This is a genomic window from Clostridium lamae (assembly GCF_033043255.1).
In the GTDB taxonomy this organism is placed as follows: Bacteria; Bacillota; Clostridia; order Clostridiales; family Clostridiaceae; genus Clostridium; species Clostridium lamae.
The window spans coordinates 1-16,531 of the sequence record NZ_JASCQJ010000058.1 but is presented as its reverse complement, the minus strand read 5'-3'; the positions used below and the strand labels follow the sequence as shown (position 1 = coordinate 16,531).

Below are 16,531 nucleotides of genomic sequence, written 5' to 3'. Positions count from 1 at the left end.
TGGAAATAATAATATAGAATTTGAAGGTGAAATTAAAGATACTAATATTAAATTTAAAGTGGATAATATTTTTTATGATAAGAAGTATGATAAAAAAGTAATAGTAGATTTAAATAATAACCTTGTTCAAGATAATGAATATAATACTACTTTTGAAAGTTATGAAAATAATATTTTAGAATTAAAAACTTCAAGTGTTGAAGGAATAGATTTTAAGCGGGAAGATAATGAATATAAGTTTAACAGTCAATCTGCCAATGGTGTTGAAGTTTCAGAAAATGTATATAAAATATATGAAGTAATTACTAGCTTTGATATACTTGATGAAGGTGATGGAACTATAGAAATTGATATAGATTCTATTGCAAAAGATAAGATAGAAGGTTTTGAAATTAATATAAATTAATATGAAAAAGAGTGTGATAAAATATGCCTGTTTATTACACTCTTTTTTTGCAAATACTTTAATATATAATTGACAAGGTTTATAATAAAAACTAGAATAGAATAAAGAACGCTTGTTCGAGCAAATGTAAATATAAGGAGAAAGGTCATAATATGAAGGATAAAATTATAATAAGAGGTGCTAAGGTACATAATTTAAAAAATGTATCATTAGAAATACCTAGAGATAAGTTAGTAGTATTTACAGGTTTATCAGGATCAGGAAAATCTTCATTGGCATTTGACACTCTATACGCTGAAGGACAAAGAAGATATGTTGAATCTCTTTCATCCTATGCAAGACAGTTTTTAGGGCAAATGGATAAGCCTGATGTAGAGTATATTGAAGGGTTATCACCAGCTATATCAATAGATCAAAAAACAACTAGCAAAAACCCACGTTCAACAGTTGGAACAATTACTGAAATATATGATTATTTAAGATTATTGTATGCTAGAGTCGGAAAACCATATTGTCCTAAATGTAAAATTCCAATAGAGCAACAAGCTGTTGATCAAATTGTGGATAGTGTTATGGAACTTGGGGATAGAACTAAAATTCAGGTTTTAGCTCCAATTATTAGAGGTAAAAAAGGACTACATGAAAAAGTTCTAGATAATATAAAAAGAAGTGGTTTCGTTAGAGCTAGGATAGATGGAGCTATTTATGAGCTAGCAGAGGAAGAAGTAAAATTAGAGAAGAATATAAAGCATAATATTGAAGCAGTTGTAGATAGAATAGTGATTAAAGAGGGCGTAGAAGGTAGGTTATCAGATTCTATTGAAACTGCATTAAAAATTGCAGAGGGATTAGTATTAATTAATGTTATAGATGGAGAGGATATATTATTTAGTGAAAAATTTGCATGCCCAGAGTGTGGAATGAGTATAGATGAACTTGCACCTAGATTATTTTCTTTCAACTCTCCATTTGGGAAATGTGACAATTGTGATGGTCTAGGAACTTTAATGGAGATAGATGAAGATTTAGTTATTCCAAATAAAGATTTAAGTATATTAGAAGGTGCTATAGCTACTTGGGGTGAAGGTAGATTAAAAGAAGAATCATGGACCTTTGCTATTTTAAAGGCTTTAAGTGAAGAATATGATATTGATTTAAGTAGACCTGTAAAAGAGTTAAGTAGGAAAGAATTAGATTTAATTCTTTATGGAACTAATGGAAAGAGAATGAAGGTCATTTACACTAAAGATGGTGTAAGATCTCAATATAACTATGCTTATGATGGAGAAATAAATTCATTAAAGAGAAGATATAGAGAAACTAATTCAGATATTATAAAGAGTGATATTGAACAATATATGAGTAACAATCCTTGTCCAAAGTGTGGTGGAGCAAGATTGAAAAAAGAAGCCTTGGCTGTTTTAGTAGGAGATAAGAATATACACCAATTTACTAAACTATCTATAAAAGAAGAATTAGATTATATAAATTCAATAGAATTCTCTGAAAAGGACACAATAATAAGTGAACAAATTATAAATGAAATAAAAAATAGACTAAAGTTTTTAATAGATGTAGGATTAGATTATTTAAATTTATCAAGAAATTCTGGGACATTATCTGGAGGAGAGGCTCAAAGAATAAGGCTTGCAACTCAAATTGGATCAGCTTTAATGGGAGTATTATATATATTAGATGAGCCTAGCATAGGTCTTCACCAAAGAGATAATGATAGATTAATAAATACTCTTAAGCACTTAAGAGATGTAGGAAATACTGTAATAGTAGTCGAACATGATGAAGATACTATGAGAGAAGCAGATTATATAGTAGATATAGGACCAAGAGCAGGAGAACATGGCGGTGAAATAGTAGCTACTGGAACTGTAGAAGATATCAAAAAGTGTAAAAACTCAATAACAGGGCAATACTTATTAGGTGAGAAAAAAATAAAAATGCCTAATGAGAGAAGAAAAGGTAATGGTAACTTTATAACTGTTAAAGGTGCTAAGGAAAATAATCTAAAGAATGTTAATGTAAAAATCCCACTAGGGACATTGACTATGATAACAGGTGTTTCTGGTTCAGGGAAGAGTACATTAGTGAATGAGATTTTATATAAAGGATTAAATAGACTAGTAAATAGAAGTAAAAATCCAGTTGGTGCTCATAAAGAAATTTTAGGATATGAAAATATTGATAAGATTATAGATATAGACCAAAGCCCAATTGGAAGAACACCTAGATCAAATCCAGCTACTTATACAGGAGTATTTGATATAATTAGAGAACTATTCTCTAATACACCTGAAGCTAAAATGAGAGGCTATAAACCAGGAAGATTTAGCTTTAATGTTAAAGGCGGAAGATGTGAAGCATGTGCAGGTGATGGTATAATTAGGATAGAAATGCAATTCTTATCTGATGTATATGTACCTTGTGAAGTATGTAAGGGAAAGAGATATAATAGGGAGACTTTAGAAGTTAAATATAAAGGGAAATCTATAGATGACATATTGAATATGACAGTAGAAGAAGGTCTAAACTTCTTTGAAAATCATCCAAGAATAAAAAATAAGATAGAAACTTTATATGATGTAGGACTTGGATATATTAGATTAGGTCAACCATCTACACAGTTATCAGGAGGAGAAGCACAAAGAATAAAACTAGCATATGAGCTTTCAAAGAGAAGTACAGGCAAGACTCTTTATATTTTAGATGAGCCGACTACAGGACTTCATATTGATGATGTAAGCAGATTAGTAGAAATACTTCAAAGACTAGTAGATGCAGGAAATACTGTAGTAGTAATAGAGCATAACCTTGATATGATAAAGTGTTCTGATTATATTATTGACTTAGGACCAGAAGGTGGAGACAAGGGAGGAACAATAATTGCTACTGGGACACCAGAAGATATAATCAAGGTTGAGGAGTCATATACGGGTAAATATCTTAAAAAGATGTTAAGATAATCCAAGAAAGCTTGTCATTTTTATATATAGCATTTAATATATAATGGTAATATAATACTAATTTTGAGGTGAAAAGATGGGTTTTTCAAAGCTAACTACAATTGTTTTTGGTGTTGCTTTTATAATAGTACTTTACTTTATAATTTATTATGCACTAAAAATAATGTATAAGGACGTTAAAGGCGGTGGAAGAAGAAGAAAGCCTGCTGCTAAAAGGGATTATGGAATAGAAGTGCTAAGTGTTGGAGAAAACTCAAACTTAGAAGAAGGATCCATTTTATTGTTAAATGGAGTCATAACAATAGGAAGAAAAGAAGGTAATACGATAAAATTAACAGATCAATTTACTTCTGGGAACCACGCTAAAATAATGGTGAAAAATAATGAGGTTTTAATAGAAGATTTAAATAGTACTAATGGTGTATATATTAATGATGATAAAATTAATGGATCTGTTAAGTTAAGAGCTAATGATAAAATTAGAATAGGAAGTGCCACCTTTAAGGTTATAAGAGCAGATAAAAATTAGAGGTGAAGTTATGAATAAGGCATTAAAGTTAGAAAAAAGAGTTCTTAAATTAATATATTTGTTATGCTTACTTTTATTTACTAATCTAGCTTTATTACAAAAACCCTTTGATATAAGAGCATTAATTATAGGTGTTGTATTATGTATCATTATAGGGGTATCTCATCATATTTTAAAAAGGTATCGTCCGGATGGAGATAAGTTTATGCTTATCTTTTCAATTATCTTAGCGGTTGTAGGAATAGCTGTACTTTACAGAATAGATCCTAACTTTGCATTTAGACAATTAATTTGGGTTATATTTGGAATAATTGGATATATGGCTATAGTAATTGCTTTACCAGGTTTAAAAAGTTTCGCTAAGTATAAAAAAATATATATGATTATTACTTTAATATTTATGCCTATGGCATTGATATATGGACTTATATTTAATGTAGAGACGTATGGAGCTATGAACTGGGTTTATATAGGCCCAATAAGCTTCCAACCATCTGAATTTGGTAAAATAACTTTAATTTTATACTTATCTGCATCTCTTATGAGTTATGAGAGTAAAAATGTACTTAAAGAGGATTTTAAGCAACTAATAGAACCAGCACTAGTTGTAATGTTCTCATTAGCATGTATGGTTTTGCAAACAGACCTAGGATCAACACTTATTTTCTTTGGTATATCTGTAACTATGTTATATATAGCTACATCAAAGAAAAAATATGTTTTTACTTGCTTAGGACTTTCAGCTGTCGGAGCGCTAGGAGCTTATGGTGTCTTTGGACACGTTCAAAAAAGAGTAAGAATTTGGTTGGATCCATGGAAGTATGCTACAGCAGAAGGATATCAAATAGTTCAAGGACTATATGCTATATCATCAGGTGGATTATTTGGAGTAGGTCTTGGAAATGGATATCCAGAATTAATATTTGCTAGTGAGAGCGATTTTATTTTTGCTGTTATTTGCGAAGAATTTGGAATTATTTTTGCTGTAGGTTTAATGATTATATACTTCTTATTATTCTATAGAGGTATCAGAATAGCATTTTTAACGAAGGATGAATTTAGTCTTTTGGCAGCAGTAGGGTTTAGTACGATGATAGCTTGCCAAACACTAGTTATAGTAGGTGGAATTTTTACTGTAATACCACTAACAGGAATCACTTTACCTCTAATAAGTTATGGTGGTAGTTCTATGTTAACAATGTTTTTTGCTTTAGGAATTTTACAAAAAATTTCTGATGAATACTAAAAGATATACATTTTAAGGGTAGATTGTCATATAAAAATATTATTTCAGAACTTAGAGAGTTAGCAGAAAATATTAGAAAATTTAAGGTATAAGGAATAAATTTAGTGTATAATATAAAAGGAGTATTGAAGGTAAAATCGATACTCCTTTTATATTAATTTTATCAGCTTTTACATAGCGAGGAGGAGCTTATGAACGATTTAGCTAAAAGCGTAAGAAATATTATGGTCATATTTCTTTTTTGTTTTATAGCCCTGATATCATACATAGCGTATTTTCAAGTTTTTAAGGGTCCTGATATAGCTAATGATTCGGGGAATAAAAGACTTTGGGCAAAAAGAAATGAAATTTTAAGGGGAACAATTTACGATAGAAATGAAAATGCTTTAACAAATAGTATAAGAATAGATGAATATAACCAAAGTAGAGAATATGTTTATGGAGATTTATTTGTTCATGCTTTAGGATATATAGATGAAAGATTTGGTTTAACAGGGCTAGAAAGTGAATACGATAGTGAGTTATCAAAGTATAGCGGATTTTCAAATGGAATAAGAAATATAATAAAGAATTTTGATTTGAAAAGTGCTTTTGAGAATAGAGATGAAGAAAAGGTTGGAAATGGAATTATAACAACACTAGACTACGATATACAAAAGGCTGCTTATGATTCAATGGGAGACTTAAAAGGATCAGTAGTAGCTATAAATCCTAAAACTGGAGAGATATTAGCAATGGTATCAAAACCGACATATAATCCTAGTAACTTAGAACAAGTTATTGAAGATGCAAATTCAGGTGTGGATGTAGATAGTAAGTTGCTAAATAGGGCAATAAATGGTCTATATCCGCCAGGTTCTGTTTTTAAGACAGTAACTTTAGCTGCAGCTTTAGAATATGATCCAAATGTAGTAAATGAAACTTTTCATGATACTGGAAAAATAGAATTCCCAGATGGAACATCATTAAGTAATTATATGAATCAAGTACATGGAGATCTAAGCCTACAAATGGCTTATAGGGTTTCAAGTAATTATGTTTTTGGTACTTTAGCTATGGAGATGGGAAACTCTAAACTGAAGGAAGTTGCAGAGAGATTTGGATTTAATTCAAGAATAAATGGAGTTGGATTATCTATAACAGAAAGTAGATTTCCAACATTAAATGAAGAAGAAATAGGTAATATAGCTCAGAGTGGTATAGGTCAGGGAAGTGTATTATCAACGCCTATACAAATGGCTATAGTTGCTGCAACAGTTGCGAATGATGGAGTGTTAATGCAACCGAAATTAGTAAATGAGATTGTTGATAAAGATGGCAATACCATTAAAGAGATAGCTAATAAAGCTTTAAAGAATGATGTAATATCAGCTGATATTACAAATACTATAAAAGAATATATGGGATATTTAGTTTCAAATAATCTTTATAGATGGCCAGCTTTTGAAGGCACAAATGCAGGAGGTAAGACTGGGACCGCAGATTATATGTTAGAAGATGGTTCAGAGGGAGTTCCTCACGGATGGTTTATTTCAGTAGCACCTTTAGATAATCCAGAAATCGCAGTTGCTGTAATAGTAGAAGAAGGAGAAAATGGTGCTGGATCAGCAGCTTATATAGCATCTCAAGTTGTTAGAACAGCTGTATTAGGAGAATAATAAACTTACAATAAAGAACCACATAAATAGTTTTTTATAAAATATTTTCTTCAATTTTCAAGTGTATGCATGTAAATCTATTAAGACTTGAATCAAAGATGAAGAAAGATAAAAATATAAAGAATACTTTTCATAATTCCGAATGAAATGAGGAATTATTACATTCAGTCTAGAAGGAGATAGATATTATATGACTGCGACTTGGAGCGAATGCGACGGAGCAAGGAATATAACATCTATCTCCTCCTTTTTGCAAAATTTCTCTTTTTTCATCATTCACTCTTTAAATATTTAAGTCATATATTAAAATATGACTATTTATTTAGAACTTTTAAGATAAAAGGAGAAAATTAAATTATGTTTAGGGTAAAAAAATTAGATGTGGAAGGATGCTACTTAATTACACCAACTATGCTTATGGAAAGTACTTGTGACTTAATTAATGTTTTTAATGAAACTCAATTTAATATATATGGATTAAGTACGAATTTTAAAGAAGAATATTATGCTATTGCAAAGCCAGGAGTAGTAAGAGGGATTCACTTCCAGTTACCTCCAGAAGAGCAAGATAAATTAATTACATGTATTATAGGAGAAATTCAGGATGTAGTAGTAGACTTAAGGAAAGACTCTAAAACTTATGGCAAATATACGACAGTAAACTTAAATGAGGATAATAAGAATTTAATATATATCCCTTCAGGTTGTGCTCATGGATATTATATTAAAGGAGATAAACATGCCTTGGTATATTATAAGGTTACTAAGCCATTTATAAGAGATTTAAGAGGAGGAATTCATTGGAATTCTTTAAATATTCCTTGGGAATTTGATTATAGTAAAATTCAAGTAGAAAGTGAAGATGAGACTTGGCCAAAGTTTGAAGAGTTTGATTCACCATTTTAATAATGATTTTTTTATGTATAAGAACTTATAAAAAGTATAACATATGAATAATTTTTATAATTCTGAATAAAATGAGAAATTATTACCTTCAATGTAGAAGGAGATGAATATTATATTACGGTGACCTGGAGCTAAACCATAATCACAATAAATATAATATTTATTTCCTTTCATATATTGTTAATTGCAAATATTTTTACTAGTGATAAAATTTATATTACATAGTGAAAATATAAGGAGAAAAATAAATGTTTGACTTTGAATATCATTTAAAAAATCTGCCAGAAAAGCCTGGTGTTTACATAATGAAAAATTCTCTTGGTGAGATTATATATGTAGGAAAAGCGAAAGTATTAAAGAATAGAGTAAGAAGTTATTTTCAAAATTCTAAAAATCATTCAGAGAAGGTTAGAGTTATGGTAAAGAATATTTCTGAGTTTGAATATATAGTTACGGATTCAGAAATGGAGGCATTAATTTTAGAATGTAATTTAATTAAGAAGTATAGCCCAAGATATAATATAGCTTTAAAAGATGATAAATTTTATCCTTTTATTAAAATAACTACGAATGATGATTATCCTAGGGTATTTGTTACTAGAAAGTATGCTAAAGATGGAGCAAAGTATTTTGGACCATATACTAATGCTACTGCAGTATATGAAACTATAAATCTAATTAATAAAATTTTCCCTGTTAGAACTTGTAAGTTATTAATTAGGGAAAATGGTGAGAAAGTTAGACCTTGCTTAAATTATCATATAAAAAAATGTTTTGCACCATGTGCTGGATATATAAAAAAAGAAGAATATAATGAAATGATTAATGATATTATGGATATACTTAATGGTAAAGATAGAACTATTATAAATTCATTAAAAATTGAAATGGAAGAAGCATCTAAAAATTTAGAGTTTGAGTCAGCTGCTAAGCTTAGAGATAAGATACTTGCTATAGATGCAATAGTTGAAAAGCAAAAGATTTTTAAGACTATGGAAGGTGATGAAGACTTTATCAATATCTATCAAGATGAAACTGATAGCTGCATACAAGTATTCTTTTCAAGGGATGGAAAGATTATTGGGCGTGAACATTTTATTTTTAAAAATACAGCAGATGATAAAGTTAGTGAAGTTATTGAAGACTTTATTACTTCATTTTATGGAGGAACTGCGAAGATTCCTAAAACTATATATTTACCAGATATCGAAGATTCAGAGCTTATAGAAGACTTCTTAACAATTAAGAGGGGAACTAAAGCCTGGGTTAAGATCCCACAAAAGGGTCAAAAGAAAGATATGCTAGAAATGGTTAAAAATAATGCGAAGATTACTCTAGAGCAATTTAAGGATAAATTCTTTAGAGAAAAGGAAATTAATAGAATTACGCTTGAAGAATTGAAAGATTTATTAGATTTAGAAGACTTACCTTTTAGAATAGAATCTTATGATATTTCTAACATCCAAGGAGTAGATTCTGTTGGAACAATGATAGTTTTTGAAGAGGGAAGAGCTAAGAATAGTGATTATAGAAGATTTAAAATAAAGTCAGTTAAAGGTGCAAATGACTACGATAGTATGAGAGAAATACTGGAAAGAAGATTTGCACATGGACTTGATGAGATTAAGAAGATTCAAGAGAGGCAGCTTAATTTTTCAAAAGGGAAATTTTCAAGCTTCCCAGATTTAATAATGATGGATGGAGGCAAGGGGCAAGTAAATGTAGCTCTTGAAGTTTTAGATAAGCTAAATATAAGTATACCTGTTTGTGGATTAGTAAAAGATGATAAGCATCAAACAAGAGGGATTATTTATAATAATGAAGAACTTATAATTAATAGAAGTTCTAATTTGATGCAAATGATTAGAAGAATCCAAGATGAAGTCCATAGATTTGCAATTACCTATCATAGAACTCTTAGAGATAAAAGAACATTGCACTCAATTTTAGAAGATATACCTAATATAGGAGAAAAGAGAAGAAGAAATCTTTTAATGAAGTTTGGAAGTGTAGAAAATATAAGCAAAGCAACATATGATGAATTATTAGAAACACCAAGTATAGACAAAAAAGCGGCAAATAGTATAATAGATTACTTTAATAAACAGAGCAAATAGTAACAAAATGGTTACAATTCAATTATAATAAAGAAATATGCTATTAATGGGTTGTTTATTAAGATTTTTTATTTTATACTATGTAAAGACATTATTTGAGATTTAAAGAAAGACAAAGAGATAATTATTATTTAAATTAGGTGAAAACTTAGTTAGTTATTTATAAGGAGTTAGGTATGAATCAATATAAAGTGTTTGAGGGTTTTTTTAAAGAATTTTACAAAAGTGAAAATGTCATTCTTAATGCTGAAATGAAGAATTATGTGCATTTTAAAGTTGGTGGACCAGCTGACATCCTTTTAATTCCTGAAAATAAAGAGCAGGTTATAAAAAGTATAAAAATATGTAAAGAGAATAACATACCTTATTATGTAGTTGGAAATGGATCGAATTTATTAGTAAAAGATGGTGGAGTAAAGGGTGTAGTAATAAAATTAAACGAAGTTAAAAATATTAAAGTTTTAGGTGAAACTATAGAAGCTGAATGTGGAGCTATGTTAAAAGATGTTTCTAGTGAAGCTTTAAAGAATTCTTTAACTGGATTTGAATTTGCATGTGGTATACCTGGTACTGTAGGTGGTGCTGTATTTATGAATGCAGGGGCTTATGATGGAGAAGTTTCTCAAGTTATTGAAAGTGCAGAAGTTATAGATAATGATGGAGAAATCAAAGTCTTATCAAGAGAAGAATTAGAACTAGGATATAGATCATCTATAGTAATGAAAGAGAAATATATAGTATTATCAGCTAGATTTAAACTAACTAATGGTGAAGTAAGAAAAATAAGAGAAATAGTCAATGATTTAACTTGTAAAAGGGAGTCTAAGCAACCACTTGAATATCCTTCAGCAGGTAGTACATTTAAAAGACCAACAGGATACTATGCTGGGAAGCTTATCCAAGATGCTGGGTTAAAAGGATATAGCATAGGTGGAGCAGCAGTTTCAGAGAAGCATTCAGGATTTGTAATTAATAAGAATAATGCAACTGCAAAGGATATATTAGACTTAATAGCTCATATACAGTATGAAGTAAAACAACAATTTGGTGTTGATTTACATCCAGAAGTTAGAATTATAGGTGAAGATAAAAGATAGAATACTAAAGGAAATTTAAATTGATTTAAATTTCCTTTTTTTTATTATAAAAAATGAGTAAATAATTGACAATTAATAAACGGTATAATATACTATATTTAGAGTTAATTAAAAGCTTTAAAAGGAGTGTAATTTATGAGGAAATTTTATATTAAAGAACGATTACTTTCATTGGGGGCTAAATTTGATGTATATGACGAGAATAATATTAAAGTATTTGTAGCAGAGGCAGACAAATTTGATATAGGTAAAAATATAAGCATCTACGATTCAACAAATAGAAAAATATTATATATGAGTCAACAAATTAGACTTGGAGCCCATAAGTATATAGCTTATGATAAGGATATGAGAGAAATTGCAACTATAAAGAAAGAATTTATGGTTCCTGAATATAATATAACAGGTTCTGTTGGAGTTATGGTTATGGAGAGCTCGAGTATATTAGGTAGAAACTATGAGATTAAGAAGGCTGGAGTTACAATTGGAAAGATTGATAAAGAGTTTACATTTGGAAGAGATAGATATTTTCTTGAAGTTGTAGATGAAAGGTATACAGAATTTTTTATTGGATTATTAATAATGGTTGATATGGTTAGATTCCATAATAACAACTAAATATTAAATATAAGGAGGTAAATAATAATGGCACATGAAATTGATTATAAGATTTATGGAAATGAAATGCAATTTGTGGAAATTGAGCTTGATCCAAGAGAGACTGCAGTTGCAGAATCTGGTGCAATGATGATGATGGATAATAGCATCACAATGGAGGCCATATTCGGGGATGGAAGTGAAAAATCAAAGAGTGGTGGACTTTTTGGAATGTTAGGAAGTGCTGCAAAGAGAGTTATAACAGGGGAAAGTCTTTTTATGACGGCATTTACTAATTCAGGTATGCTTAAGCAAAAAGTTGCTTTTGCGGCTCCATATCCAGGTAAGATATTACCAATGGATTTACGAACTTATGGAGGAAAGCTAATATGTCAAAAGGATTCTTTCTTATGCTGTGCGAAAGGTGTTAGTATTGGAATAGAATTTACAAGGAGACTTGGAACTGGATTCTTTGGAGGAGAAGGTTTTATATTACAAAAGCTTGAAGGGGATGGATTAGCATTTATTCATGCAGGTGGCACTATAGTAAAGAAGAGTCTAGTACCTGGAGAAACTATAAAAATAGATACTGGATGTTTAGTGGCAATGACAAAAAATGTACATTATGACATTCAATTTGTTAGTGGATTAAAGAACGCTGTATTTGGAGGAGAGGGATTATTTTTTGCTACCTTAACAGGTCCTGGAGATGTGTGGATTCAAAGTTTGCCATTTAGTAAACTTGCTTCAAGAGTATATGCATCAGCACCGCAAAATATGGGAAGATCAGTAGATGAAGGAAGCATACTTGGAAGTATTGGAAATATATTTGAGAGATAGTGGTAGAAACTTCCTTTTAACTTATATATAATTAATTTAAGCAATAAATTAATTAACAAGGGGGGAGTCCATTAGTTTGGGCGTATAGAATGGAATACAAAATTAGAGAAGAAGTAAAGGGCTTAGAAAAGTACGTAGCAGGAAAACCAATAGATGAAGTTAAAAGGGAGTATGGCATAGATAAAGTAGTTAAGCTAGCTTCTAATGAGAATCCTTTAGGAACATCTGAAAAGGTTAAAAGTATTATGATAGATTTAATTAATGAGATGAATATGTATCCTGATGCATCTTCATTTGATTTTAAAGAGGCTTTAAGTAAAAAAATAGGAGTAAATAAGAATATGATATTCTGTGGGGCAGGATCAGATTCTTTAATAAATGTAATATGCGAGGTTTTTTTAGATAAAGATGATGAAAGTATAATGGCTGAAATAACTTTTCCGAGATATGAAAGCAACACTAAGCTTATGGGAGCGAAAGCTATAAAAGTTCCTTTAAGAAATAATGGATTAGATTTAGTAGCTATGGTAGATGCTATTAATAATAAAACTAAGATAATATGGCTTTGTAATCCGAACAATCCTACAGGTGGAATATTTACAAAAGACCAATTAGGAATGGTACTAGATAGGATTCCTAAAGATGTAATAATAGTTATGGATGAGGCTTATGGAGAATACGTTACATCTGAAGATTACCCTGATTCATTGGAACTTATAAAATCATATCCTAATATGATAATATTAAAAACATTATCAAAGGCTTATGGATTAGCCTCTTTAAGATTTGGATATGGAATAGCTAATGAAAAAATAGTGGATTATATGAACAGAGTAATAAACTCTTTTGATGTAAATTTATTTGCACAAAAAGCAGCGGTAGTTGCAATAGAGGACGAAGAATTTATTGATAAGGTTAGGTTTTTTAATGAACAACAAAGAAAATCCTTATTCTCTGAGTTTGAAAAAATGGGGCTTAAGTATATAGAATCAGAAGCTAATTTTATAATGGTTAATGTCAAAGGTGATGATAAACCAATACATGAATATTTATTAAGACATGGATATATAATAAGACCGGGATACTTATTAGATATGCCTGGATGGATAAGAGTTAGTCTAGGAACAGAAGATCAAAATATAGAGTTTTGTAAGCTGTTAAGAGATGCAATAGAAAATAGGGATATTAATTCTAAATAAGAGTAAAGGAGAATAGTGCAGGCTTTTCTCCTTTTTTTACAGTGAAAAATAAATATTATTTTTATTCATAATTTATAATAAAACAAGTAATATTATATTTGATGCTTTCTTATTATAATGATAAGGCGAATATGATATAATTTAATTAATATATAAAACCAAGGGGAGGTAGCATGATGAGATTTATAATAGTTACAGGACTATCAGGAGCAGGTAAGACCGAAGCAACAAGAAGCCTTGAAGATATGGGATATTTTTGTGTAGATAACCTTCCTCCAAAACTAATACCAAAGTTTGCAGAAGCGTGTGTTCAAAGTCAGGGCAAAATTAATAAAGTAGCTTTAGTTATAGATATTAGAGGTGGAATATTCTTTGATGATTTATTTGAAAGCTTAATTTATTTGAAAAAGCAAGATTTTAAATATGAAATATTATTTTTGGATGCATCTGATGAAATTCTAGTGAAAAGATTTAAAGAAAGTAGAAGGAGTCATCCATTAGCGCCTGGAAGTAGAATAATAACAGGAATTAATGAAGAAAGAAATAGATTAAGAGAAGTTAAAGATAGGGCAGATATAATAATTGATACATCAAAATATGCAATAAAAGACTTACGAGAAGAAATGACAAAGAATTATGGTGATGTAGAGCAACCTAAAAAGCAACTTTCAGTAACTATACTAAGCTTTGGGTTTAAATACGGAATACCAGTAGATTCAGACTTAGTTTTTGATGTTAGATTTATACCAAATCCATTTTATATACAAGATCTTAAGCCTTATTCAGGTAATGATGAACCAGTTAAGAATTATGTCTTAGAACAAGAAGAAACTAAGGGATTTATTAAAAAAACTGATGATTTATTGGATTTTCTTATTCCTAATTATAAAAAAGAGGGGAAGAGACAACTTATTATATCAATAGGATGTACTGGGGGAAGACATAGATCTGTTGCTATAGCAAATGCAATATATGAAAGTTTATTGAGTAAAGGTTATAATATTTCTATTGAACATAGAGATATTAAGGAAGATGTACATCAAGGAGCAAAGAAACTATGAGTATAAGGGAATGGTTAAAGCCTGGGATTAAAGTTAAAAGATGGCTTTTCTTTGGGGTTTTTGGTATTTTACTAATTGCTTTTGGGTTTACTGAATTAGCAGTGAGAAGAGTTTACGATATTTATTATAAAATATTTTATATATTTTTAAATATAACAGGAGTTTTAGTAATATATATATCTGTTGTTGAAAGTATGAAATCAATAATTGCTTTAACAAATAAAGGGTATATTAATCTTTCTATAGATAGTAGAAAAATGGAAAATTTAATTTATGAAAAAAGATTATTAGTCAAAGGGCCTAAAATTGTAGTTGTTGGTGGAGGAACTGGACTCTCTACTATGCTTAGGGGATTAAAATATTATACTTCTAATATTACGGCTATAGTTACTGTTGCTGATGATGGTGGTGGTTCAGGAGCTTTAAGAGAGGATTTAGGAATGCTACCACCAGGGGATATAAGAAACTGTATCTTAGCTTTAGCAGATACAGAACCTTTAATGGAGGAGCTTCTTCAATACAGATTTCCGGATGGAAGGCTTAAAAATCAAAGTTTTGGAAATTTATTCTTAGCTGCAATGGACGGAGTAAGTGAAAATTTTGAAGATGCAGTTCAAAAAATGAGTTCAGTTCTTGCTGTTACAGGTAAGGTTCTTCCTGTAACATTGGAGGATATGAAGTTAGTAGCTGAATTAGAAAATGGAAATATAATAGAAGGAGAATCACAGATTCCAGAAGAGGCAATACTACAGAAATCAAGAATCAAAAAGTTGAATATAGAGCCTAAGGATGCGACTCCGCTTCAAGATGCTATTAAAGCTATAGAAGAGGCAGATGCAATAGTTCTAGGACCAGGAAGTCTTTATACGAGTATTATTCCTAATCTATTAGTTAAGGATATTGCTGAAAGTATTAGAAAGAGCGATGCTATAAAGATATATATTTCTAATATAATGACTCAGCCAGGAGAAACACATGGATTTAAAGCATCTGATCATATAAAAGTTTTAAAGAAGTATGGTGGAAGAGGTATTGTTGATTATGTAATTGCTAATAGAGGAGATATTCCATCAGATATAAAAGAACGATATTTGAAAGATAACTCTCAATTAGTAGAATTAGATAGTAAAGAGCTTAAAAAGCTAGGAGTAGAAGTTATAGAAGCTTCATTAGCAAAAATTGAAAAAGGGTATGTAAAGCATGATTCTGAGTATCTTGCTGAAGTGCTCGTAGATACTATAATGGAGAAAAAGCTATTATATGATAGAAAGAAAATAATTGAGTATATGTATGTTTCTCAAAAGATAAAGGAAAAAGAAAGAAGAAATAGAGAAAACAAAGAAAATAGTTAATGAAAAATCCAAGGGATAAAAAATAACCCTTGGATTTTTTGTTTTACATATATTTTTTAATTCTTAAGAAAGATGGAAAAAAATATAAAAATTTGCTAAAATATTCTTAAAGTTAAAAATAATCTAATATTTGAGAAAAAGGAGGTAGGTTATGGATATATTGATGATATTTATAGAAATGATTTTAACTGTATTATTATATAATAGCTTGTTTAATAGCGGAAAAAAGGACAAGCTTATATTTTACTGCATAATAGTAGCAGTATGCAGTGTTTTGTATAATTATTATGCTGCAAGTTATGGAATATTTGTTTATATAGTTTTATTAATAGCCGAAATAATTGCTATAGGGTATGTAGATAAGAAAGATAATAATATAGTGCTGACGGAAATGTTTATAAGTGTAATAATTACTTTCATTATTCAAAATAGCTTGTTAACAATATTATTTTTCTTAACAGGAAAAACTAAAGAATATAGGTATATACATTTAATTTTTTATGCATTTATTATTATTTTAATAATAGCTTTACTAAAATATAATA

The 16,531-nt window shown here is 29.5% G+C and carries 13 protein-coding genes and 1 pseudogene; all 14 read left to right on the top strand.

Translation table 11 applies throughout. The features are described from left to right. The coding region (locus QK892_RS17300; protein ID WP_317274795.1) for a hypothetical protein at nucleotides 1–406 on the top strand (406 nt) is incomplete at its 5' end. A 152-nt stretch (nucleotides 407–558) separates the two neighbouring features. Further along, complete coding sequence (uvrA, locus tag QK892_RS17295) at nucleotides 559–3,384, top strand: excinuclease ABC subunit UvrA (protein WP_317274794.1); 2,826 nt, start codon at nucleotides 559–561, stop codon at nucleotides 3,382–3,384. A gap of 76 nt (nucleotides 3,385–3,460) precedes the next feature. Further along, nucleotides 3,461–3,913: an FHA domain-containing protein gene (locus tag QK892_RS17290; RefSeq protein ID WP_317274793.1), complete on the top strand. Its 453-nt coding sequence runs from the start codon at nucleotides 3,461–3,463 to the stop codon at nucleotides 3,911–3,913. A 10-nt stretch (nucleotides 3,914–3,923) separates the two neighbouring features. Continuing rightward, on the top strand, nucleotides 3,924–5,159 hold the full coding sequence (locus QK892_RS17285) for an FtsW/RodA/SpoVE family cell cycle protein (protein ID WP_317274792.1): 1,236 nt from the start codon (nucleotides 3,924–3,926) through the stop codon (nucleotides 5,157–5,159). Between the two features lie 191 nt (nucleotides 5,160–5,350). After that, complete coding sequence (locus QK892_RS17280) at nucleotides 5,351–6,817, top strand: peptidoglycan D,D-transpeptidase FtsI family protein (protein WP_317274791.1); 1,467 nt, start codon at nucleotides 5,351–5,353, stop codon at nucleotides 6,815–6,817. A gap of 357 nt (nucleotides 6,818–7,174) precedes the next feature. Next, a complete protein-coding gene (locus tag QK892_RS17275) occupies nucleotides 7,175–7,723 on the top strand; it encodes a dTDP-4-dehydrorhamnose 3,5-epimerase family protein (RefSeq protein WP_317274790.1) in 549 nt (182 codons plus the stop codon). A gap of 248 nt (nucleotides 7,724–7,971) precedes the next feature. Continuing rightward, nucleotides 7,972–9,840 carry an excinuclease ABC subunit UvrC gene (gene uvrC, locus QK892_RS17270; protein ID WP_317274789.1) on the top strand — a complete coding sequence of 623 codons (1,869 nt, stop codon included), beginning with the start codon at nucleotides 7,972–7,974 and terminating at the stop codon, nucleotides 9,838–9,840. A gap of 176 nt (nucleotides 9,841–10,016) precedes the next feature. Then, nucleotides 10,017–10,937, top strand: coding sequence for a UDP-N-acetylmuramate dehydrogenase (gene murB / locus QK892_RS17265; RefSeq protein ID WP_317274788.1), 921 nt, complete (start codon nucleotides 10,017–10,019; stop codon nucleotides 10,935–10,937). 135 nt (nucleotides 10,938–11,072) lie between these two features. Further along, nucleotides 11,073–11,555 (top strand): LURP-one-related/scramblase family protein, encoded by a 483-nt coding sequence (locus tag QK892_RS17260; RefSeq protein ID WP_317274787.1) that lies wholly within the window; start codon nucleotides 11,073–11,075, stop codon nucleotides 11,553–11,555. A 27-nt stretch (nucleotides 11,556–11,582) separates the two neighbouring features. Next, nucleotides 11,583–12,374 (top strand): TIGR00266 family protein, encoded by a 792-nt coding sequence (locus tag QK892_RS17255; protein ID WP_317274786.1) that lies wholly within the window; start codon nucleotides 11,583–11,585, stop codon nucleotides 12,372–12,374. 89 nt (nucleotides 12,375–12,463) lie between these two features. Further along, a complete protein-coding gene (hisC, locus tag QK892_RS17250) occupies nucleotides 12,464–13,573 on the top strand; it encodes a histidinol-phosphate transaminase (protein ID WP_317274785.1) in 1,110 nt (369 codons plus the stop codon). Nucleotides 13,574–13,749: 176 nt separating this feature from the next. After that, nucleotides 13,750–14,634 (top strand): RNase adapter RapZ, encoded by an 885-nt coding sequence (gene rapZ / locus QK892_RS17245; RefSeq protein WP_317274797.1) that lies wholly within the window; start codon nucleotides 13,750–13,752, stop codon nucleotides 14,632–14,634. Then, on the top strand, nucleotides 14,631–15,986 hold the full coding sequence (locus QK892_RS17240) for a gluconeogenesis factor YvcK family protein (protein WP_317274784.1): 1,356 nt from the start codon (nucleotides 14,631–14,633) through the stop codon (nucleotides 15,984–15,986). Before rapZ ends, QK892_RS17240 begins: the two co-directional genes overlap by 4 nt. Nucleotides 15,987–16,137: 151 nt before the next feature. Further along, a pseudogene (locus tag QK892_RS17235) lies at nucleotides 16,138–16,531 on the top strand (sensor histidine kinase); the annotation flags it as partial.

Excerpts from the sequence above, each read along its gene's own strand:
- murB (WP_317274788.1), top strand. The coding sequence starts at position 10,017 with ATGAATCAATATAAAGTGTTTGAGGGTTTTTTTAAAGAATTTTACAAA.
- QK892_RS17255 (WP_317274786.1), top strand. The coding sequence starts at position 11,583 with ATGGCACATGAAATTGATTATAAGATTTATGGAAATGAAATGCAATTT.
- uvrC (WP_317274789.1), top strand. The coding sequence starts at position 7,972 with ATGTTTGACTTTGAATATCATTTAAAAAATCTGCCAGAAAAGCCTGGT.
- rapZ (WP_317274797.1), top strand. The coding sequence starts at position 13,750 with ATGAGATTTATAATAGTTACAGGACTATCAGGAGCAGGTAAGACCGAA.
- QK892_RS17280 (WP_317274791.1), top strand. The coding sequence starts at position 5,351 with ATGAACGATTTAGCTAAAAGCGTAAGAAATATTATGGTCATATTTCTT.
- QK892_RS17275 (WP_317274790.1), top strand. The coding sequence starts at position 7,175 with ATGTTTAGGGTAAAAAAATTAGATGTGGAAGGATGCTACTTAATTACA.
- QK892_RS17285 (WP_317274792.1), top strand. The coding sequence starts at position 3,924 with ATGAATAAGGCATTAAAGTTAGAAAAAAGAGTTCTTAAATTAATATAT.
- QK892_RS17240 (WP_317274784.1), top strand. The coding sequence starts at position 14,631 with ATGAGTATAAGGGAATGGTTAAAGCCTGGGATTAAAGTTAAAAGATGG.
- QK892_RS17260 (WP_317274787.1), top strand. The coding sequence starts at position 11,073 with ATGAGGAAATTTTATATTAAAGAACGATTACTTTCATTGGGGGCTAAA.
- hisC (WP_317274785.1), top strand. The coding sequence starts at position 12,464 with ATGGAATACAAAATTAGAGAAGAAGTAAAGGGCTTAGAAAAGTACGTA.
- uvrA (WP_317274794.1), top strand. The coding sequence starts at position 559 with ATGAAGGATAAAATTATAATAAGAGGTGCTAAGGTACATAATTTAAAA.
- QK892_RS17290 (WP_317274793.1), top strand. The coding sequence starts at position 3,461 with ATGGGTTTTTCAAAGCTAACTACAATTGTTTTTGGTGTTGCTTTTATA.